The following is an 18,359-nucleotide window of genomic DNA, read 5'->3' as shown; positions in this document are numbered from 1 at the left end:
CTAAGGAGAGTAAAATCATGAGAATAAACACTAATATGAATGCTATGATAGCAACTAACCAAATGAGCAAAAACACTGCTTTATCTGGAAAATCTATGGAGAAATTATCTACTGGATTAAGAATAACTAAAGCTGGAGATGACGCTGCAGGTCTTGCTATATCTGAGAAAATGAGAGCTCAAATAAAAGGTATGGAACAAGCAGATAGAAACGTACAAGATGGTATATCTATGGTACAAACTCAAGAAGGTGCTTTAGAAGAAGCTGGAAACATAGCTCAAAGAATGAGACAATTAGGAGTTCAAGCTGGAAACTCTACTTTAACAGCTGAAGATAGAACTAAGATAAGCACAGAGTTAAGTCAGTTAAATGAAGAAATGGGTAAAATAGCTTCTGAAACTAAGTTCAACGGAAAAACTATATTAGATGGAACTAATGCTACTATGACTATACAAGCTGGTGCAAATCAAGAAACAAGAGTTATATCTAATATAAACTTAAAAACTATACAAGGTACATTAAGTACAGCTGTTAAAGCTGGAAGTGAAGCTGAAGCTACTGCATTAGTAACTGCTTTAGATACTGCTTTAGAATCTATAAACGACGGAAGATCTAAATTAGGAGCAATCCAAAATAGATTAGAATACACTTCTTCTAACTTAACTACATCTTCTGAAAACTTATCAGCTGCAGAGTCTAGAATAAGAGACGTAGATGTTGCTAAAGAAATGGTTAACTTATCTAAGTTAAACATATTAAACCAAGCATCTCAAGCTATGGTTGCACAAGCTAAGCAACAACCAGAATCTGTAACTCAATTATTAAGATAATAATAATTAAGTTTTAAACTAAAGGGTAAAGCATATGCTTTACTCTTTATTTTTAAATTTAATTAAAATTGAAAGGATATAATATTATGCTGCTAAGTATAGTTATGATGATAAAAAATGAGGAAAAATATTTAGATAACACTTTAAAATCATTAAATCCTTTAATGAACAATATAAAGAGTGAACTTATAATTTTGGATACAGGATCCACAGATAGAAGTATTGAAATTGCTCAAAAATATACAAAAAAAGTTTATTTTGAAAAGTGGAATGATAATTTTGCTCAAATGAGAAATATATCAGTAGGGTATGCAAAAGGAGAATGGATACTTATAGTAGATGCAGATGAAGAATTGGTTAACTATGAGAATTTAATTAATTTCTTTAAAAATGGGCTACATAAAAAATATAGTAGTGCATCTATAGAATTAACAAACATAATGTCAGAAGATAGAACGCTTTTTAACAAAGCGTCTATTGTTAGATTATTTAAAAAAGATAGAGATTTTAGATATGAAGGTGCTATACATGAACAACCAATATACAAAGAACCTACATTTAACGATATAGCTAACTTTAATCACTATGGATATATGTATAAAAATGAAGAGGTTAAACAAAAAAAACTTAATAGAAATGAGAAGATTTTACTATCTGAATTAAAAGCCAATCCTAATAACCCTTACGTATGCTATCAGTTAGCTATGAACTATTCAGCTTTTGGAGAAAAAGAAGAGGCTCTTATTTATATGGAAAAGTGCCATAAAATATACAATAAGTCTAGAATTACATACTCATATGTAATTTCAGGGCTAGCAAAATTATATATTGAGTTAAATGAATACGAAAAATGTGAAAAGCTATGTAAAGACTATATAAAAAATGATAATAAGAATATTGATATTTATTGCTATATTGCAATAAGTCAAAATAACCTTAAAAAATATAAGGAAAGCTTAGATAATTACAATAGATATTTGTATTTATTAGACAATTATGAAATATCAACTCAAGCTAATGACTTATATAGCGTATGCGATACGATAAGCTTTAGAGAAAACGCTAAACTAGACATGATTAATATATATTACAATTTAGGAATGTATGAAAAAGTTGAGATAGAATCAAAAAAATAAACTCTAATCAAGTAAGTAAAATATATAATATATTGTTTATGAGTTTGGTGAAATTAAAAAAGAATATGAAATAGTTAATATGTATATGAAAAAGAATTAACTATTACTGAAAAATATATTTAAAAGTAGTATAGAAGCTATGTTGTTAAATATACCTAAATCAGATAAAAAAATTTGTTTAAAGTTTTTTCAAATATAGAAGATAATTATGGTTTACTTAATAAGATAAGACTAGGAGAAAAATTAAATTTAAATGAATTAATAATGATTTTAAGTGAAGAAAAAGAAAATTATTATGGGGATATAATTTACTTTGGATTTAAAGAATATGATTTGAATTTATTGTTGGAAGAAATTGATTTTAATAAAATTGAAATGTATTTTGAATATTTAATTAATAATAGAAGAGATTTTATTTTAGATTTATATGAATACTTAATAAATCAAGAAACGACATTGGATATAAATAAGCTTAAATTTTATGTTCCTGCATTGAAGCAAATGTTGATATATGGAAATTTGGAAGACGAAAAATATATAAACTTATTTTTAATGTATATAATGTATGGTTATGACTATTTGAGATTAATTTATAATGATAAATTAAATGAAGATGAATTAGTAGAATTTATAAATGATAAAGATCAAAATCTAATAATAAATATAGTTAGAACCCAAAGAATTAAAGAACTTGATAAAATTAAATATTTAAAAATAATGAAGCATTTATTAATATCTAATACTAATTATAAAAAAGGATTAGAATTTTTAATTTTAAATTTTGAAAAAGACTTTAATGAAAGTCTTGATATGAAAAATTTAAAAAAACAATTTAAATCTATGATTGAATTAAGTATAAATCAAGGAAATATAAAAGAAGCAGAAAAATTATTAATAGAAAATGAAGCTATGTTTGAAAATGACATACAAATTTTAAACATAAAAGCTATTATCAAAATATCAGTACAAGATTTTAAAGAAGCACAACGTTTACTAAAACAAGCGTATATGCTTGATGTTTCAAATTTTGATACGATTTTTAATATTGCATATGTAAAAGAATGTTTAATGGATATAGAAGAGTCTGAAGCTTTTATAAAAAAATAATAAGAGATTCAACAGATTTTGAATTATTAAGTATGTGTAAGAATGAAATTGATAAATTAAATGAAAATTATAAAGATTTGATGCTAATATATCAAATTAAAAATGATATAGATTTATATGAATTTATAGAATTTAAAATTGGAAAAAATCTAACTAATCATAATATGAGTGAATATATAAAAAATTTCAAGGGAGAAACAAAAGATGATGTAATAGTATTTATATCTATATGTTATAGATTTTTTAGAACGATACAAAATTATGAATTTGATTTATCATATGAAATATTTAAAAATATACTAAACAAAAATAAAAACTTTTAAAATTAATTAGATAAAGTATTTATAAAAAGACAACCTTTCTTTTTAAGGAATATAATACAAATTTTATTAAAATTAGATTTAATAGTTTGTATGTGTGAGAAACAAGATTATAGTAATGCACTTAAATTACTTGGAAAATTAAACAAAGAAGATTTTAGTTGTATTTTAAGTTCTGATTTATTAGAAAAGTTTAAAAATGACTATTTTTACTCTAGAGAACTTGAAAATAAAGTAAAAAAAAGGATTCAAATTAATAAAGATGTAAAGGAATATTTAAAACATAAAGATTTAAATAATGCTGAAAACTTGTTGAATATATATAATGATAATTTTGAAGCTGATATTGAATATAATTTGAATAAGTTTGAAATTTTAAAAGAATTAAAAGACATACAAAGTGCAGAAGAGGTAATGGAAGGTTGTTTAAATAAGCAATTGTTAAATGCAGAAGTGTTTTATAACATAGGGTGGATTTATGAAAATAAAAATGATTATGAAAATGCTTTGACATTTTATAAAAAAGCTATAAATATATGTTTTGATAAAGAACAGTTTGAAGTAATCAAGTCTAAGATAGACTGCATTCAAGGTTATGAATATTATGAGCCAAAAACTAATAAAGCAAAAGTATCAATAGTTATAACAAGTTACAATCAAAAACTATATTTAAAAGAAGCTATAGAAAGCTTTCTTAACCAAGACTATGAAAATTTAGAAATCATTATTTCTGATGACTGCTCAAGTGATGGAACAGATGAAATGATGCAATTATATAAAAATGAAAGTAGAGTTAGGTATATAAGACATGAAAAAAATTTAGGGGCGGGTGTAAACTCACTTAATAGTTTTTATAACTATGTTGACGGTAAGTATGTAATGATATTTAATCATGATGACTTTATGATATCAAAAGACTATATATCAAAAGCAGTTAAACTTTTAGAGGAAAATGAAAATTTATCTATGGTTTTTGCTAATGTAAAGCTAATGTATGAAGGTAAAATAATAAATAAAACTAATGTTACCCTAGATACAATAAACAACGGATATGAATACTTCATAAATTATGGTAGTACAGCACCACACATTACGGGAATTCTTACAACTGTATTTAGAAGAAAATATGCTGTTGAAATGGGAATTTTAACTGAAAATACAAAATCAAAAGATTTATTTATACATCTTAAAATGATGTTAAGAGGAGATATTGGCTTTATAAAAGAGGAAGTTGCAGTTTACAGAATACACCAACAAAGTATTTCTTATAATATGCCAAATGAATATGATTTTTATACTATAGAAGAATTAGAAAAATTAAAAAATACTGCAAATGAATATATAAAAGATAAAAACATTGATTTAAATTTATGGTTGTTTAATTCAATAGCTGCATACATATCATGGAGACTAAGTATGTGTAGAAATAAAAAGCATAAGGAAGAAATAATAGAATTTTTAAAATTGAATTATTTTATTGTATATAAGAAATTGTTAAGTGAACAAAAAGAGGTAATTTATGAGTAAATACAGAACAGGGATTTTAATATTCTCTGGATATAATCAAAGAGCTATAATTTCGTTTTGTAGAGTTTGTGAAAAATACAAAATTCCAATGTTTATTGTTAGTTCTAAAAATGACATGATAGAAAATACAATTTACAAAAAATACGTTGTATATAAAAGAGAAAATAGTAATTTAAACTTAAATTTAATGGAAAAAATAAGTAAAATATTGAAGCAGAACAAAGAGATAAAAAAATTTATAATTCTTCCAAGTTCTGAGTATTTGAATAGGTTTTTTTTGGGAAATAGGATTTATTTATATGAGCTAGGTATGCATCTTCCGATTGTAGATGAAGATTTATATATAAAAATATCTGATAAATATTCATTTGGAAAAATTTGCAGCAACTATAATATAAAAACTCCCCAAAATATTGATGTTAATAAAGTTGATAAATTTCCTGTAGTTATAAAACCTAAGAATTATATAAGTCAACGTGGTAATATTTTTTCGCCTATAATAATAAAAACTCGTGAAGAACTGGAAGAAAATTTAAAGATACTTAGTGAAGATGAATTTTATATACAAGAATATGTGGATGGACAGTCATATTATTTACTATATTATTTAAAAAAGATGGAGAGTATATATGTTTTCACAAAAAAACATACTTCAACAAGACTTAGGAAAGTCAATAATAGCGGCAGAAGTATCTGGAATTCATAAAGAAAAAATTAATGGAGATTTTATAGATTTATTTAAAGATGTTGAATATAAAGGCTTAATAATGGTTGAAATTAAAAAATATAAGAATGAGTACTATATGATTGAAGCTAACCCTAGATTATGGGGACCGTCGCAATTATTTGTAGATGCTAATATTCCTATATTTGAAAATTTTTTAATTGATGTAGGTTTTAATATTGATTTAAAAAAACAACCAATAGATTATGAAGTTAAGTATTTTTGGTATGGAGGGGTAAAACAGATTGAAAGAGAAAATAGAAGTCTAGTATATCATTGCAAAATCGATTTAAATGATACACAAACTATGAACTCTTATATGAAGTACGATATATACAAAAGATATGACACTATAAATATTTACAATTATGAAGTTGAAGGAAGGTTAAAGATGGATATTAGAGAATTAGAAAAACTATATGAAGATGGATCAAAGCATAGTATTTATCAAAACTTACCAGATTTTGTATCTAAACATATAGATTATAAAGTAGAGATAAATGAAGAGTGGAGAGGTGATAGAACGAGATTAGAGTATGTAAAAAAATTCATATCAGAAGTTGAATTTAAAACACTAGGAGATATAGGTGCAAATACGGGATATTTTTCATTGTCACTAGCTAATGAATATAAAAATAAGAAAGTTTTGGCATATGAGATAAATAGGAATCACTGTGATTTAATGAAAGTAATAAAAGAAAACTTTAATATGGAGAACATAGAAGTTATAGAAGAAGGTGTAGATTTATCAAAAATAAAAGATATAGATTATAGAGATATTTATATATTTTTTAATGTTATACATCATGCAGGTGTTGATTTCGATAAGGATTTAAATATAACTACAGAAAACTTTATGGTATATACAGAAAACTTTTGAAATTATTAAAAAACAAATGTAAGTATTTAGTTTTTCAAATGGGGTATAACCATGGAGGTAATAAATTAACTCCTATAGTAAGTCCTGAAGAAGTGTATGAAATGTTAAAATATCAAATAAGATTGTTTGAAAATAGTGGGTGGAATATAGTAGACATTGCATATGCTGAAAATAAAAATAAAAAGTACATATCTATAAAAAATAAAGAATATGATGTAGAAAATGAAGTTTATAAAAAACTATAGATAAATATTTGGACCAATATTCTATATATAAAAATAGTGAATTTTATAAACGACCTATTTTTATATTAGAAAATACTGAGAGGTAGTTTATGATAACAGTAACAAAAACATATTTACCGGATATTGAAAAATATAAGCAGTATATAGATGAAATTTACCAATCAGGTTGGCTTACTAATAATGGTAAAATGGTAAGGGAATTGGAAGTTAGATTAAAGGAATACCTGGGAGTGAAAAATATTGTACTTGTAGCAAATGGAACTATGGCATTAAATCTTGCATACAAGTTACTTGGATTAAAAGGTGAAATAATAACTACTCCATTTTCATTTGTGGCAACAACTAGTTCTATGGTGTGGGATAATTTGAGGCCTGTGTTTGTAGACATAGATGAAAATAGTTTTAATATAGATACATCGAAAATAGAAGAGAAAATCAATAAAAAAACCTCTGCAATAGTACCTGTACATGTATTTGGGAATGCGTGTAATATTGATGAGATAGAACATATAGCAAAATAAATTGAAAGTTATATATGATGCATCTCATTGTTTTGGAGTGGAATATAAAAATAAAAATATATTAAATTACGGTGACATTTCGACTATAAGTTTTCATAGCACTAAGCTGTTCCATACGATAGAAGGAGGGGCTATAGTTATAAATGATGATGATTTGTACAAAAAGCAAAACAACTTATAAATTTTGGATTTGATGGCAGAGGAAAAATAGAAGGTCTTGGAGTCAATTATAAAATGAACGAATTTCAAGCTGCTATGGGACTTTGTATGTTGCCAGAAATAAAAAATATTGTAAAAAAGAAGAGAAATATATGAGTATTATATGAAAGAATTAAAAAATATAAATTATTTAGAATTTCAAAATCAGAATTTATTATCAAGTGAAAATTACTCTTATTTACCTGTTGTATTTAGGGATGAACAAACTTTAAAAAAGTGTGTAAACAAGATGAATTATAATGACATATTTCCTAGAAGATATTTTTATCCTTCTTTGAATAAATTAGATTATATAAAGTGCAAAGAAGAGTTTATTAAATCTGAGAGTATATCTGAAAGGATTTTGTGTTTACCTTTGTACGAAAGCTTAGATAAAAAAGATATAGATAAAATTATACAAATATTGAAAAGTTGCTAAATAAACATTAAAAATATTTATAAACAGTGATTATCAGTTTTAATATTACGTGGAATTTAGTGAATGATAACAACCACGTCAAAGAGATATGAACTCAAAAGTTCATATCTCTTTGAATTTATTTATAATTAATTTACTGAGTTTAAAAAATTAGTTTTTTTAATTTTAAAAAAGTAAACAAGAAAAATTCAATCAAAATTATTAAAATTAAGAAAATAAAAAATATAAAAAAGATTTATAAATTTCAAAAAAAAGTATAAAGGTTTAAATTAAAATGCCGATTATTAAACTAAATGAGAAGCTTTTGCAAATTAATGTAGAATGATGAATTATTATGTTATAAAAAAATCAAATTTTAGAATTATCCAAAATAAAAGTAAAAGCTTGAAATAAGTAACATTTTGGTATAAAATGTAAGTGTAAGTCGAAAAATGATATTTAAGGGCAAAACTAGGGAAATCTAGCTACGCAAAACTATAGGGGCTAAGGCTTTGAAAAGCTATGCTCGCCAGTTACCGAAGAGTTAATAAAACTTTTTGTTATCATTGCTAATATTAAAATTGTAAAATTAAGCAAAGAGATACTAAAAAATTTTAAGAAAATCTATAAAATCATATTAATACATATTGGTGAAGTGTGTATATTTTTAAAATACATAAATTTGTATATACTTTATGTTATAAAGGCTATTTATGTAAAAATTAACAATAAAGGTATGATTATGTCTAATTTTCTTTTCTCGTTTTGTTTTAATTTTCAAATAAAAAATTAGTAATAATATTCTATAAAAGTGATGAACTACTCTTTCAGAGTAGTTTTTTTTAATTCTAAAAAACATTTTAAGCATTGGAGGGGAAAATGGAAGTTTACAATTTAATAAAATCAGGATTAGATGCAACAGAATTAAGAAGTAGAGTTATTGCTAATAACATTGCAAATATTAATACTCCAAATTACAAGAGAAAATATGTAGAGTTTGAAAATACACTAAAAGATTCTATGGATAAAAATACTAAACCTGAGATAAAAACGGATAATTCATCAAAAGTAAGAGAAGATGGGAATAATATTGATTTAGAAAATGAAAAAGTTAACCAGGCAGCTACAACTCTTGAATATAACGCACTTATAACTTTGACAAATATAAAACTAGGGATGAGTAGAAGTGTAATAACAGGGAGGTAAGTAAATGAGCATTTTTTCAGGAATGAGAATAAGTGCAAGTGCACTTTCGGCAGAGCGATTAAGAATGGATGTTGTATCATCAAATATAGCTAATATGAAAACAACTAGGACATCAGAGGGCGGAGCTTATAGACGAAAAGTGCCTGTATTTGAAGAAAATTATGATAAAAAGTTAGGTATGCTAGGTGTGAAATCAGTAGCTATAGAGGAGGATAAGTCTCCACTTCGAAAATTATACGAACCAAATAACCCAGATGCAGATGATCAAGGTTATGTGGAGTATCCAAATGTAGATATTTTAGTTGAAATGACTGATTTAATGACAGCATCTAGATCTTACGAATCAAATATAGATACATTAAATGCACAAAAAAGTATGATTTCAAAAGCTTTAGAAATAGGTAGGTAAAAGGAGTAGTTTATGAGTGGAATAAGTACTATAAATGCAATAAACAATATAGCAACAAATAATAATTTACTTACGGGAGCTAGTAATACAGGAAAAGTTGAAAAAGAAAATAACTTTGGAGATGTAATAAAAGAAGCATTAGATAAAGTTAATGATAAGCAAGTACAATCAAATCAAAAAATTCAAGACCTTATAAAAGGAGAAAATGTCTCTATGCATGATGTAATGTTGTCAGCTCAAGAAGCGCAATTGTCAATGCAGTTGATGATTGAGGTTAGAAATAAGATATATGAAGCTTATCAAGAGCTAAATAGAGTCCAATTATAACTTCATAGCAAGGAGAATTTTAAATGAATATAAAGGAATTTCCGCAAAAAACAAAAGATTTTGTGATAGAAAAAAAGACCAATTTATTGAGCTTCCTAAAAAAAAGAAAATAATAATTGCAACTGCAGTTGTAACATTGATTTTAGCAGGAATATTTGGAATTAATTATGCAAAGTCAAATAAGTATGCAGTACTTTTTTCAGGGTTAGATTCTAATGATGCTACGGCGGTAACCAAAGAGTTAGAGTCAAAAAAGGTAGAAACTAAAATAAAAGGTGATAGTATTTTAGTACCCAAAGGAGACGTAGATAAACTTAGAATGGAATTGTCAAGTAACATTTCTAATGGATCTAAGGGATTTGAGTTAATGGATGGGGGATCATCATTGGGATGACTGATGAAGAATTCCAAATTAAAAAACAAAGAATGATTCAAGGTGAAATTGAAAAAACTATAAAAGTTTTTCCACAAGTAGAAAGTGCTAGAGTTCATATAACACAAGGAGAAGAATCTGTATTTGCTAATGAAACAGTACCTGGTAAAGCTGCAGTTTATCTAGATGTAACACCTGGTCAAACATTAAAACAAGATCAAGTAATATCTATAATGTCACTTGTTTCAGCGAGTACACAAAACGTACCAAAACAAAATGTTGAAGTAATAGATCAGAACATGAAGTTATTATCAGATGGGTTAATAGACGAAAAAGGAAATGTACATACAAATAGCTTAAGTGAAGTTGATGAATCTATTAAAGCTGAAAAAGATTTAAGTAAAGACTTAGAAAGATCTATACTAGGTTTATTAGAACCTATATTTGGTGAAGGAAATATAAGAGCTAGTGTTAATACAGATTTGGACTTTGATTCAAGTGAAAAAACTGAACTTATAATAGATCCAAATAAAGTAATTACAAAGGAATCAAAATCAAGCAGCAAGTCGAGTGAAAGAGAAAACTCAGGTGGAGCTGTAGACAATAATATGAGCAATATTAACGAAAGTGGAAAAGGAACAGATGAAGATACTCATCAAGAAGTAGAGTATAAAACTGGAAAAACTGAGACAAAAGTAATAAAAGCTAAAGGTGGCATAAATAGGATAACTGCTTCAGTTGCTATAAATGGAACACTTACTAGTGCAGAACTAAGAAATGTTGAAGGAATGGTAGCAAATGCAGTTGGTATGCAACCTAAAAGAGGAGATAGTGTTAAAGTAGTTTCTATGGGATTTGGCTCAAAAGACGAAGATACTTCTACATTTGGAGTTATAAAGAGTGCTATAAGTAAGGACAAATCGTTAGGAAGGGTGTTAATTATAGCAGGTGTACTGAGTGTAATTATTTTACTTTTAATAATAGGTACAATAATTTATATGATTATAAAGAAAAAGAAAGCATCTAGTGAGCTAGATTATGTAGATGAAGAAGATGAAATAGAACTAATCAACAAAAAACTAGAAGAGTTAGAACAAAATAGATTAAATAGTAACGAAGAAGAAGATGAGGAAAATATTAGCTTAGAAGATGAAGTTAAACAATTTGCAGCTGATAATCCAGATCAAGTTACAGACCTAGTAAATAGTTGGTTAAATGAGTAAAGGGTGAGATTATTTGCAGACAGAAGGTGTAAAAGGTAATGCATATGACTTAGGCGATATTCCTAAGTTTAGAAGAGTCACAGGATCTAGAAAGGCAGCTATACTTTTAATGACATTAGGTCCGGAGATAGCTTCAAGTGTAATAAAAAATCTTTCAGATAGAAAAATTCAAAAAATAGGGGTTGAAATAGCTAATATAAATACGGTAAAGCCAAGAGAAAGAAGAGAGGTTTTACAAGAATTTATAGAGTTAAATAAAGGAAAAGAGTTTGTAATAGAAGGTGGAATTGACTGTGCAAAATCTTTACTTAATGGAGCATTAGGAAGTCAAAGAGCTACTAAATTATTAGAAGGTATAAAATATGATGCATATACAAAATTATTTATATCAGCTAGAAAGGCTGAGCCTGAACAAATACTAGCATGTATACAAGGTGAAAGTCCTCAGGCTATAGCCATAATATTAGCTCATATTCAACCTGATAAAGCAGCAGTAGTATTATCTGAATTACCTGATGAACTTAAGCTTGAAATTGCACTTAAGATAGGAACTACAGCAAACATATCACCAGCTGTAATAAAATCTATAGACAAAGCTATAGAAGAAAAATTAAATAGTTTAGGAAAGTTAGAGATGGAAAGTGCTGGTGGTGTTAATAGCTTAGTAGATATATTAACAAATGTTGATAGAAAAACAGAGAAAAATATTATCAAATTTATCGAGCAGAAAAATGAAGAATTGGCTGAAGAAATTAAATCTAACATGTTCATCTTTGACGATATCGTTAGACTTGATAATATGGCTATTCAAAGAATTCTTAAAGAAGTTAATGTTAAAGACCTTGCATTTGCGCTTAAAGGAGCATCAGCGGATGTCTCAACTGCAATATTTAAAAATCAATCTCAAAGAGCATCACAAGCATTACGAGAAGAAATTGATTTACTTGGCAAGGTAAAGATATCTCAAGTGGAAGAAGCTCAACAAGCTATTGTAAATGTTGTTAGACGACTTGAAGATGCTGGCGAAATAACATTATCTAGAGGTTCAGACGATGAGTTTATTTAAAAGTAACAGTATTTTAAAATCTAATGGAATAGTTTTTAAAGGTGTTAAGCCTTTAAAAACTACTTCTAAACCAAAAGAAATTAATAATGAAGAAATAGTTGATGAAAATGAAGAATTAAAAGTCAAAGAAGAAATAGAAGAACAACTGCATCAAGCAAAGGATACTTGTGAAAATATGATATCAAATGCACAAGTAGAAAGTGAAAGAATTGTTCAAGAAGCACAAAATGAATGTGAAGAAATAAAAAAAAGAGCATATGAAGAAGGCCATAACATAGGATTAAGAAATGGATATGAAGATGGATACAAGGAATCATATGAAGATAATATTGAAAAAGCAAAACGAGAGTCAGAAGAGATTATAAATAAAGCAAGTAATATTTTATTACAATCCAATGAGCAATTTACAGACTTTTTAAAAGATAGTAAAAAAGACATTATTAGCTTGAGTATATCTATAGCAGAAAAAGTTCTTAAAGAAAAATTTAAAGATATAGACTCTATGAATAATATACTTGAAGCTACTATAAAAGAATATGAAATTAAAGAAAATTTTGTAATAAGAACTAATGCAATCCATATAGAAAAAATTAATGAACAATTAAATGAGTTAAAAAGCCAACAATTAATAAAAGGAGAATCCTTTATACTAGCAGATGACTTTATAGAACCAGGAAACGCAATAATTGAAACCAATAAAGGTAGATTGATAGTAGGAGTTGACTGTGTTTTAGAAAAAGTGAAAGAGGAACTTTTATGATAGATATAGACTTTGAAAGATTGAAAAATAAAGTTTTAGAAGTGAAAGAGGTTATATCAGAAGGTAAGGTAACGAAGATAATAGGACTTACTGTTGAAGTAGAAGGTATAAAGGCTTTTGTAGGAGAGCTTTGCACAGTTTATAATTATGCGGATGAGCCTATAAACTGTGAAGTTGTTGGTTTTAAAGATAAAAATGTAATTCTAATGCCACTAGGAGAACTTGCAGGAGTAGCGCCTGGGTGTAGAGTTGTTGCTAGAGGAATACCACTTAGTGTCAAATGTAGTAATGATTTATTGGGAAAAGTTCTTGATGGAATTGGAAATCCAATAGATGATGAAGAAGTTTTAGGAGGAGAAAGGTACAGTCTTTCAAATGAACCCCCAGATCCGATGAAAAGGCCAAGAATAAAAAATATAATGCCTACAGGAATAAGAGCAATTGATGGTTTTTTGACTTGTGGAGAGGGGCAGAGGATAGGAATATTTGCAGGAAGTGGTGTTGGGAAAAGTACAACTTTAGGAATGATGGCAAAGACAGCTAGAGCTGATGTAAATGTTATTGCGCTTATAGGAGAAAGAGGTAGAGAAGTACTAGATTTCATAGAGAGAGATTTAGGTGAAGAAGGTATGAAAAAATCTGTAGTAGTTTGTGCAACATCAGATAAATCACCTTTACTTAGATTAAAGGGGGCATTAACCGCAACAGCTATAGCTGAATATTTTAGAGATCAAGGTAAAAAAGTTATTTTAATGATGGATTCAGTAACAAGGTTTGCAATGGCTCAAAGAGAAGTGGGGTTAGCTATAGGAGAGCCGCCTGCACAAAAAGGATACACACCCTCAGTATTTGCACTACTTCCAAAACTTATGGAAAGAAGTGGGATGTCTGATAAAGGGTCGATAACTGCTTTTTATACAGTTTTAGTTGATGGAGATGACTTTAATGAACCAATCGCAGATACAGTAAGAGGTATTTTAGATGGTCACATTGTTCTATCTAGAGAGCTTGCACATAAAAATCATTACCCAGCTATAGACATTTTAAATAGTGTAAGTAGACTTATGAAAGAAATTTGCGAGGATCAACATCAAGAATGTGCATCTTTAGCAAGAGATATATTAGCTACATATAAAGAGGCTGAAGATTTAATTAATATAGGTGCATACGAACATGGCTCTAATAAAAATATAGATTTAGCAATTGAATACATAGATAAAGTTAATTCTTTTTTAAAGCAAGGTGTAAATGAAAAAACTAAATTTGAAGAGAGTATAGTTGAACTAAAGAACATATTCAAATAACGAGGAGAGGTTTAAGTGACAAACTATAAGTTTAAGCTACAAAAGTTATTAGATATAAAAATAAAAGAAGAAGAAGAAAGTAAATTAGAATATACAAAGGCACAAAATGATAAAAAAGTAATAGAAGATAACATAAAAAAATTAGATTGTAGTTATAAAAAATATGCTCAGTTTGAAGATGTAGAGGATACTATAAGTCAGAAAGTAAGATTAAACTATCTTCACTCAATAAGTCAAACTATAGAGCAAAGTAATCAAATATTAGTAGAAAAAGAAAGAATAGTAGTAGAAGCTAAAGATAAATTTATTGAAAAACAAATAAATAGAAAATCCTTAGAGACATTAAAAGAAAATAAATTTATAAAGTTAAGAAAAGAAGAAGCGAGAAAAGAACAAATAGAAAATGATGAATTTGCTTTATATGCGTACATCAGAAATAAAAAGAATATATCATAAAGGATGATTGAGATATGAATTTTAACTTGGATTTTTCCTTCGACTTAGTAAACTTAGCACTTGGAAAAAGTAATTTAAGCACTAAGTTATCAAGTAAAGGTGGATTTGAAGATTTACTAGCTTCTTTAGATATGGACATTGAAAATACAAATGTAGATCAAAAAAATGAAGATTGTAATTTAATAGCATCATTAATTCAAAATCTTTTTTCAAATTTAAGTAAATTAAAAGATATGGATAATAAAGATTTAAAAAAAGAAGAAATTTTGAAGTCAATAAACGATACCATTTTAAGCATAAATAACGAATTAAATTTAAACTTAAAAACGCTAGATATCGATAAGATGATGAAATTAAGTAATGATGAAATGAGTAGTTATATTGATTTAAATTTTGATTTAGATAAATTTACTAAAACTGGTAGTTTAGATTTACCAATGGATGATGAAATTATTTTACCTAAAGGCCTAAACATAGATGAATTGTCGAAAAAAACTGGTGAATCAAATAATAAACTAACAGAAAATATACATAAACAGGATGGAAATCCGAAAGATGGAATTAAAAAAGTAGACAGTGAGATAAAGTCTTTAAAGTCATATGAAGAATTAAGTGTAGCAACAAATATTAATAAAAATAATATTGTAGATGTGAATCAAAAAGATAAAAGCAAAGATGAAAGCTTAAATATCCTAGAAAATATAGCAGATAAAAATGCAAGTGATTTATCTATAATAAACAACAAAACATTTACTCAAGAACCAGCTGCAAATAAAAATTTACCAGCAGTAACTATACGTGCAAGTAATCTTGGTGATGATTTTATAAAAATGGTTAAATACTTGAAAAGTAACAATATAGAAGAAATTAAAGTAAATATAAATCCTAAAGAATTAGGGGATATGACAATAAAGCTTTTAAAAGACAGTGAAGCCACAAAGGTATTTATACATGTAGGAAAAGAAGAGACTTTTAATATGTTAAATAAAAATTTAAATGATATAAATAAACATCTAGCCGATTTAGGAATAAAAGCTAAAGACATAGTTGTTGAAATGAAATCAAATGATCAAAATTTCTTTTCTGATAATTTAAGTCAAGAGTTTAGCAGAAAAGAAGAACAAAAAAGCAAAAAGAAGTAGTAAAATAATGATATAGCACTAAATTCCATAGAGGATTTAGATGAAGATAAAATAGATGAATCAAATCTTAATATATTAGCTTAGAGGTTAAAATATGAATAATTTTATGAAAGTAAATACACAACAATCAAGTACTAAAACTGTAGCAAATACTAAATCTACTAATAAAACAGAAAATGGAACACAAATAGTTATGCCAGGAGAAGAAACTAATAAAGATTTATTTCTAAAGTTATTAGTAGCACAAATGAGCAATCAAGATCCTTTAAATCCACAGGATCCTACACAATATATAACGCAGCTTGCTCAATTTAGTACACTAGAGCAGATGCAAAGTTTAAATGAAGGGATGTCATACCTAGTAGGGTATAATCAAGGAATTTTCATAAACTCAGCAATGAGTACAGCATCAGCGCTTATAGGAAAAAGAATAGAAGCTTATGCTCCAAAGGAAGAAGATACTGAGGAAAATAATAATGTAGTTAAAGACGATAACAAAACAGATGACAAAAAAACTATTACAGGAGTAGTAGAAGGCGTAAAGATTGAAGATGGTATTGTTTATATGGAAGTAAGATTAGATGAAACAGGAGAATTAAAATCCATAGAATATGGGTCTCTTATAAAAGCAAGTGAAAATAAAGACTCTTCAGAGTCAAATACAAATAAAAAGGGAGAGTAATGATATGTTAAAGTCAATGTATTCAGGAATAAGTGGAATGAAGGCAAATCAAACTAAAATGGACGTTGTTGGTAATAATGTTGCAAATGTTGGAACAACAGCTTTTAAAAAATCAACTACAAGATTTTCAGATGCATTAAATCAAACGGTAATATATTCAAGTGTTCCTGGGGGAGCGGCTGGAGATCCTAATGTAATAGGAGGGGTTAACCCAGGTCAAATAGGTATTGGAACGAAGGTAAGTGGAATATTTAGAAATATGGTACAAGGAAATATACAACCAACAGGAAGACCAACAGATTTAGCTATAGATGGGGATGGGTTCTTTGTTGTAAGTGTAGGACCTAATCAAGAAGCTTACACAAGAGATGGATCTTTTACATTAGATGCCAATGGAAACTTAGTAACAGCTGATGGATATAAAGTTTTAAATACAGATGGAAAACCAATAGAAATACCAAAAGAACAACCTAATCCAGATGGAGAAATGCAAAAAGTATTATCTTTTAATATATCAAAAGAAGGTAAAGTTTCATATCTACTAGCAGATGGAACAAAGGTTGAAAATGCTCAAACATTAAAAATAGCAGTATTCCAAAATCCAGAAGGTTTAGAATCTTTAAGTGGAAACCTTTATGGAGAAACTGCTAACTCAGGAAATGCTATGTACGGAGTAAAATATGGGCAGATAAATCAAGGGGCTATAGAAATGTCAAATGTTGATTTATCAGAGGAATTCACAGAAATGATAGTAACAACAAGAGCATTCCAAGCAGCAAGTAAAGTTATAACGACAAGTGATGAACTTTTACAGGAAATAATAAACTTAAAAAGATAGTAGGAGGGCAATATGAAAAAAAATGATATGTTAACTCCCGTAGGTCTTGTCTTAGCTATTGGATTTGTTGCATATGGTATAGCAATAGGAAAAACAGGGATTGGCGCATTTATAAATGTGCCATCCTTAGCAATTACAGTTGGAGGATCTTTTGCAGCTGTACTTACAACATTTTCCATGGAAGATTTAAAAACGGGATTAAAAATAACTAAAGAAACATTACGATCAGGCAATATAAATAAAGTTGATCTAGTAGATCAATTTAAGGAATTAGCTAGAAAAGTTAGAAAAGACGGACCTTTAGCCGTAGAGCAAGAGGTATCTGAAATAGAAGATGCTTTTTTAAGAAAAGGCTTAGAGTTAGCTATAGATGGAATTGATATGGAAGATATTAAAGAAATATTAGAAATAGAAATAGATGAAGTAGAAAGCAAATACAGTACAGGATCAAAAATATTTAAAATATGGGGATCTTATGCACCTGCATTTGGTATGGTTGGTACATTAATAGGATTAATTCAGATGCTTTCAGACATGGGAAGTCCATCTACAATTGCAAGTGGTATGGCAGCAGCTCTTATAACTACATTTTATGGAGCATTAATGGCAAATGCATTATTAAATCCAATTGGATTTAATATTCAATAAAAGGTGAAAAAGAATGTGA

At 27.4% G+C, this 18,359-nt stretch carries 19 protein-coding genes, 2 pseudogenes and 1 riboswitch; all 21 genes and pseudogenes read left to right on the top strand.

Going from position 1 to position 18,359, the window contains the following annotated elements; translation table 11 throughout:
- Positions 1 to 17: 17 nt before the first annotated feature.
- The 21 genes and pseudogenes from LEQ07_RS07110 (at position 18) to LEQ07_RS06990 (ending at position 18,340) form a co-directional block, all read left to right on the top strand.
- Entirely contained in the window at positions 18 to 830 is an 813-nt protein-coding gene (locus LEQ07_RS07110) for a flagellin N-terminal helical domain-containing protein (protein WP_263330072.1), read from the top strand.
- A gap of 86 nt (positions 831 to 916) precedes the next feature.
- Positions 917 to 1,966 (top strand): glycosyltransferase, encoded by a 1,050-nt coding sequence (locus tag LEQ07_RS07105; protein ID WP_263330071.1) that lies wholly within the window; start codon positions 917 to 919, stop codon positions 1,964 to 1,966.
- Positions 1,967 to 2,140: 174 nt separating this feature from the next.
- Complete coding sequence (locus tag LEQ07_RS07100; protein ID WP_263330070.1) at positions 2,141 to 3,073, top strand: tetratricopeptide repeat protein; 933 nt, start codon at positions 2,141 to 2,143, stop codon at positions 3,071 to 3,073.
- 32 nt (positions 3,074 to 3,105) lie between these two features.
- Positions 3,106 to 3,396 carry a hypothetical protein gene (locus LEQ07_RS07095; protein ID WP_263330069.1) on the top strand — a complete coding sequence of 97 codons (291 nt, stop codon included), beginning with the start codon at positions 3,106 to 3,108 and terminating at the stop codon, positions 3,394 to 3,396.
- A 90-nt stretch (positions 3,397 to 3,486) separates the two neighbouring features.
- Positions 3,487 to 4,920 (top strand): glycosyltransferase, encoded by a 1,434-nt coding sequence (locus LEQ07_RS07090; protein WP_263330068.1) that lies wholly within the window; start codon positions 3,487 to 3,489, stop codon positions 4,918 to 4,920.
- Complete coding sequence (locus LEQ07_RS07085) at positions 4,913 to 5,626, top strand: hypothetical protein (RefSeq protein ID WP_263330067.1); 714 nt, start codon at positions 4,913 to 4,915, stop codon at positions 5,624 to 5,626. Before LEQ07_RS07090 ends, LEQ07_RS07085 begins: the two co-directional genes overlap by 8 nt.
- The gene (locus tag LEQ07_RS07080) at positions 5,550 to 6,524 is read left to right on the top strand and encodes a DUF1698 domain-containing protein (RefSeq protein ID WP_263330066.1); all 975 of its coding nucleotides are present in this window, start codon (positions 5,550 to 5,552) and stop codon (positions 6,522 to 6,524) included. Before LEQ07_RS07085 ends, LEQ07_RS07080 begins: the two co-directional genes overlap by 77 nt.
- Positions 6,521 to 6,769, top strand: coding sequence for a hypothetical protein (locus LEQ07_RS07075; RefSeq protein WP_263330065.1), 249 nt, complete (start codon positions 6,521 to 6,523; stop codon positions 6,767 to 6,769). The genes LEQ07_RS07080 and LEQ07_RS07075 overlap by 4 nt, the downstream gene beginning before the upstream one ends.
- Positions 6,770 to 6,858: 89 nt before the next feature.
- Positions 6,859 to 7,927: pseudogene (locus tag LEQ07_RS20940) on the top strand (DegT/DnrJ/EryC1/StrS family aminotransferase).
- A 433-nt stretch (positions 7,928 to 8,360) separates the two neighbouring features.
- Positions 8,361 to 8,447, top strand: a riboswitch (cyclic di-GMP riboswitch).
- A 338-nt stretch (positions 8,448 to 8,785) separates the two neighbouring features.
- Positions 8,786 to 9,112, top strand: coding sequence for a flagellar basal body rod protein FlgB (flgB, locus tag LEQ07_RS07050; protein WP_046821797.1), 327 nt, complete (start codon positions 8,786 to 8,788; stop codon positions 9,110 to 9,112).
- Positions 9,113 to 9,116: 4 nt separating this feature from the next.
- Positions 9,117 to 9,521, top strand: coding sequence for a flagellar basal body rod protein FlgC (flgC, locus tag LEQ07_RS07045; RefSeq protein ID WP_046821798.1), 405 nt, complete (start codon positions 9,117 to 9,119; stop codon positions 9,519 to 9,521).
- Between the two features lie 12 nt (positions 9,522 to 9,533).
- Positions 9,534 to 9,848: a flagellar hook-basal body complex protein FliE gene (fliE, locus tag LEQ07_RS07040; protein WP_021429568.1), complete on the top strand. Its 315-nt coding sequence runs from the start codon at positions 9,534 to 9,536 to the stop codon at positions 9,846 to 9,848.
- A gap of 136 nt (positions 9,849 to 9,984) precedes the next feature.
- Positions 9,985 to 11,444 (top strand): annotated as a pseudogene (gene fliF, locus LEQ07_RS07030) (flagellar basal-body MS-ring/collar protein FliF).
- Between the two features lie 13 nt (positions 11,445 to 11,457).
- Complete coding sequence (fliG, locus tag LEQ07_RS07025) at positions 11,458 to 12,510, top strand: flagellar motor switch protein FliG (protein ID WP_263330059.1); 1,053 nt, start codon at positions 11,458 to 11,460, stop codon at positions 12,508 to 12,510.
- Complete coding sequence (locus LEQ07_RS07020) at positions 12,497 to 13,270, top strand: FliH/SctL family protein (protein WP_263330058.1); 774 nt, start codon at positions 12,497 to 12,499, stop codon at positions 13,268 to 13,270. Before fliG ends, LEQ07_RS07020 begins: the two co-directional genes overlap by 14 nt.
- Entirely contained in the window at positions 13,267 to 14,574 is a 1,308-nt protein-coding gene (gene fliI / locus LEQ07_RS07015) for a flagellar protein export ATPase FliI (RefSeq protein ID WP_263330057.1), read from the top strand. Before LEQ07_RS07020 ends, fliI begins: the two co-directional genes overlap by 4 nt.
- Before the next feature lie 15 nt (positions 14,575 to 14,589).
- The gene (gene fliJ, locus LEQ07_RS07010) at positions 14,590 to 15,030 is read left to right on the top strand and encodes a flagellar export protein FliJ (RefSeq protein ID WP_046821801.1); all 441 of its coding nucleotides are present in this window, start codon (positions 14,590 to 14,592) and stop codon (positions 15,028 to 15,030) included.
- Positions 15,031 to 15,044: 14 nt separating this feature from the next.
- Positions 15,045 to 16,172 carry a flagellar hook-length control protein FliK gene (locus tag LEQ07_RS07005; protein ID WP_263330056.1) on the top strand — a complete coding sequence of 376 codons (1,128 nt, stop codon included), beginning with the start codon at positions 15,045 to 15,047 and terminating at the stop codon, positions 16,170 to 16,172.
- 94 nt (positions 16,173 to 16,266) lie between these two features.
- Positions 16,267 to 16,854 carry a flagellar hook assembly protein FlgD gene (locus tag LEQ07_RS07000; protein ID WP_052951953.1) on the top strand — a complete coding sequence of 196 codons (588 nt, stop codon included), beginning with the start codon at positions 16,267 to 16,269 and terminating at the stop codon, positions 16,852 to 16,854.
- A 4-nt stretch (positions 16,855 to 16,858) separates the two neighbouring features.
- Positions 16,859 to 17,692, top strand: coding sequence for a flagellar basal-body rod protein FlgF (gene flgF, locus LEQ07_RS06995; RefSeq protein WP_046821803.1), 834 nt, complete (start codon positions 16,859 to 16,861; stop codon positions 17,690 to 17,692).
- Positions 17,693 to 17,704: 12 nt separating this feature from the next.
- Positions 17,705 to 18,340, top strand: coding sequence for a motility protein A (locus LEQ07_RS06990; RefSeq protein WP_263330055.1), 636 nt, complete (start codon positions 17,705 to 17,707; stop codon positions 18,338 to 18,340).
- The last annotated feature ends 19 nt before the right edge of the window (positions 18,341 to 18,359 follow it).

Source organism: Paraclostridium sp. AKS73, from assembly GCF_025671395.1.
GTDB lineage: Bacteria > Bacillota > Clostridia > Peptostreptococcales > Peptostreptococcaceae > Paraclostridium > Paraclostridium benzoelyticum.
This window is presented reverse-complemented; position numbering and strand designations above follow the sequence as displayed.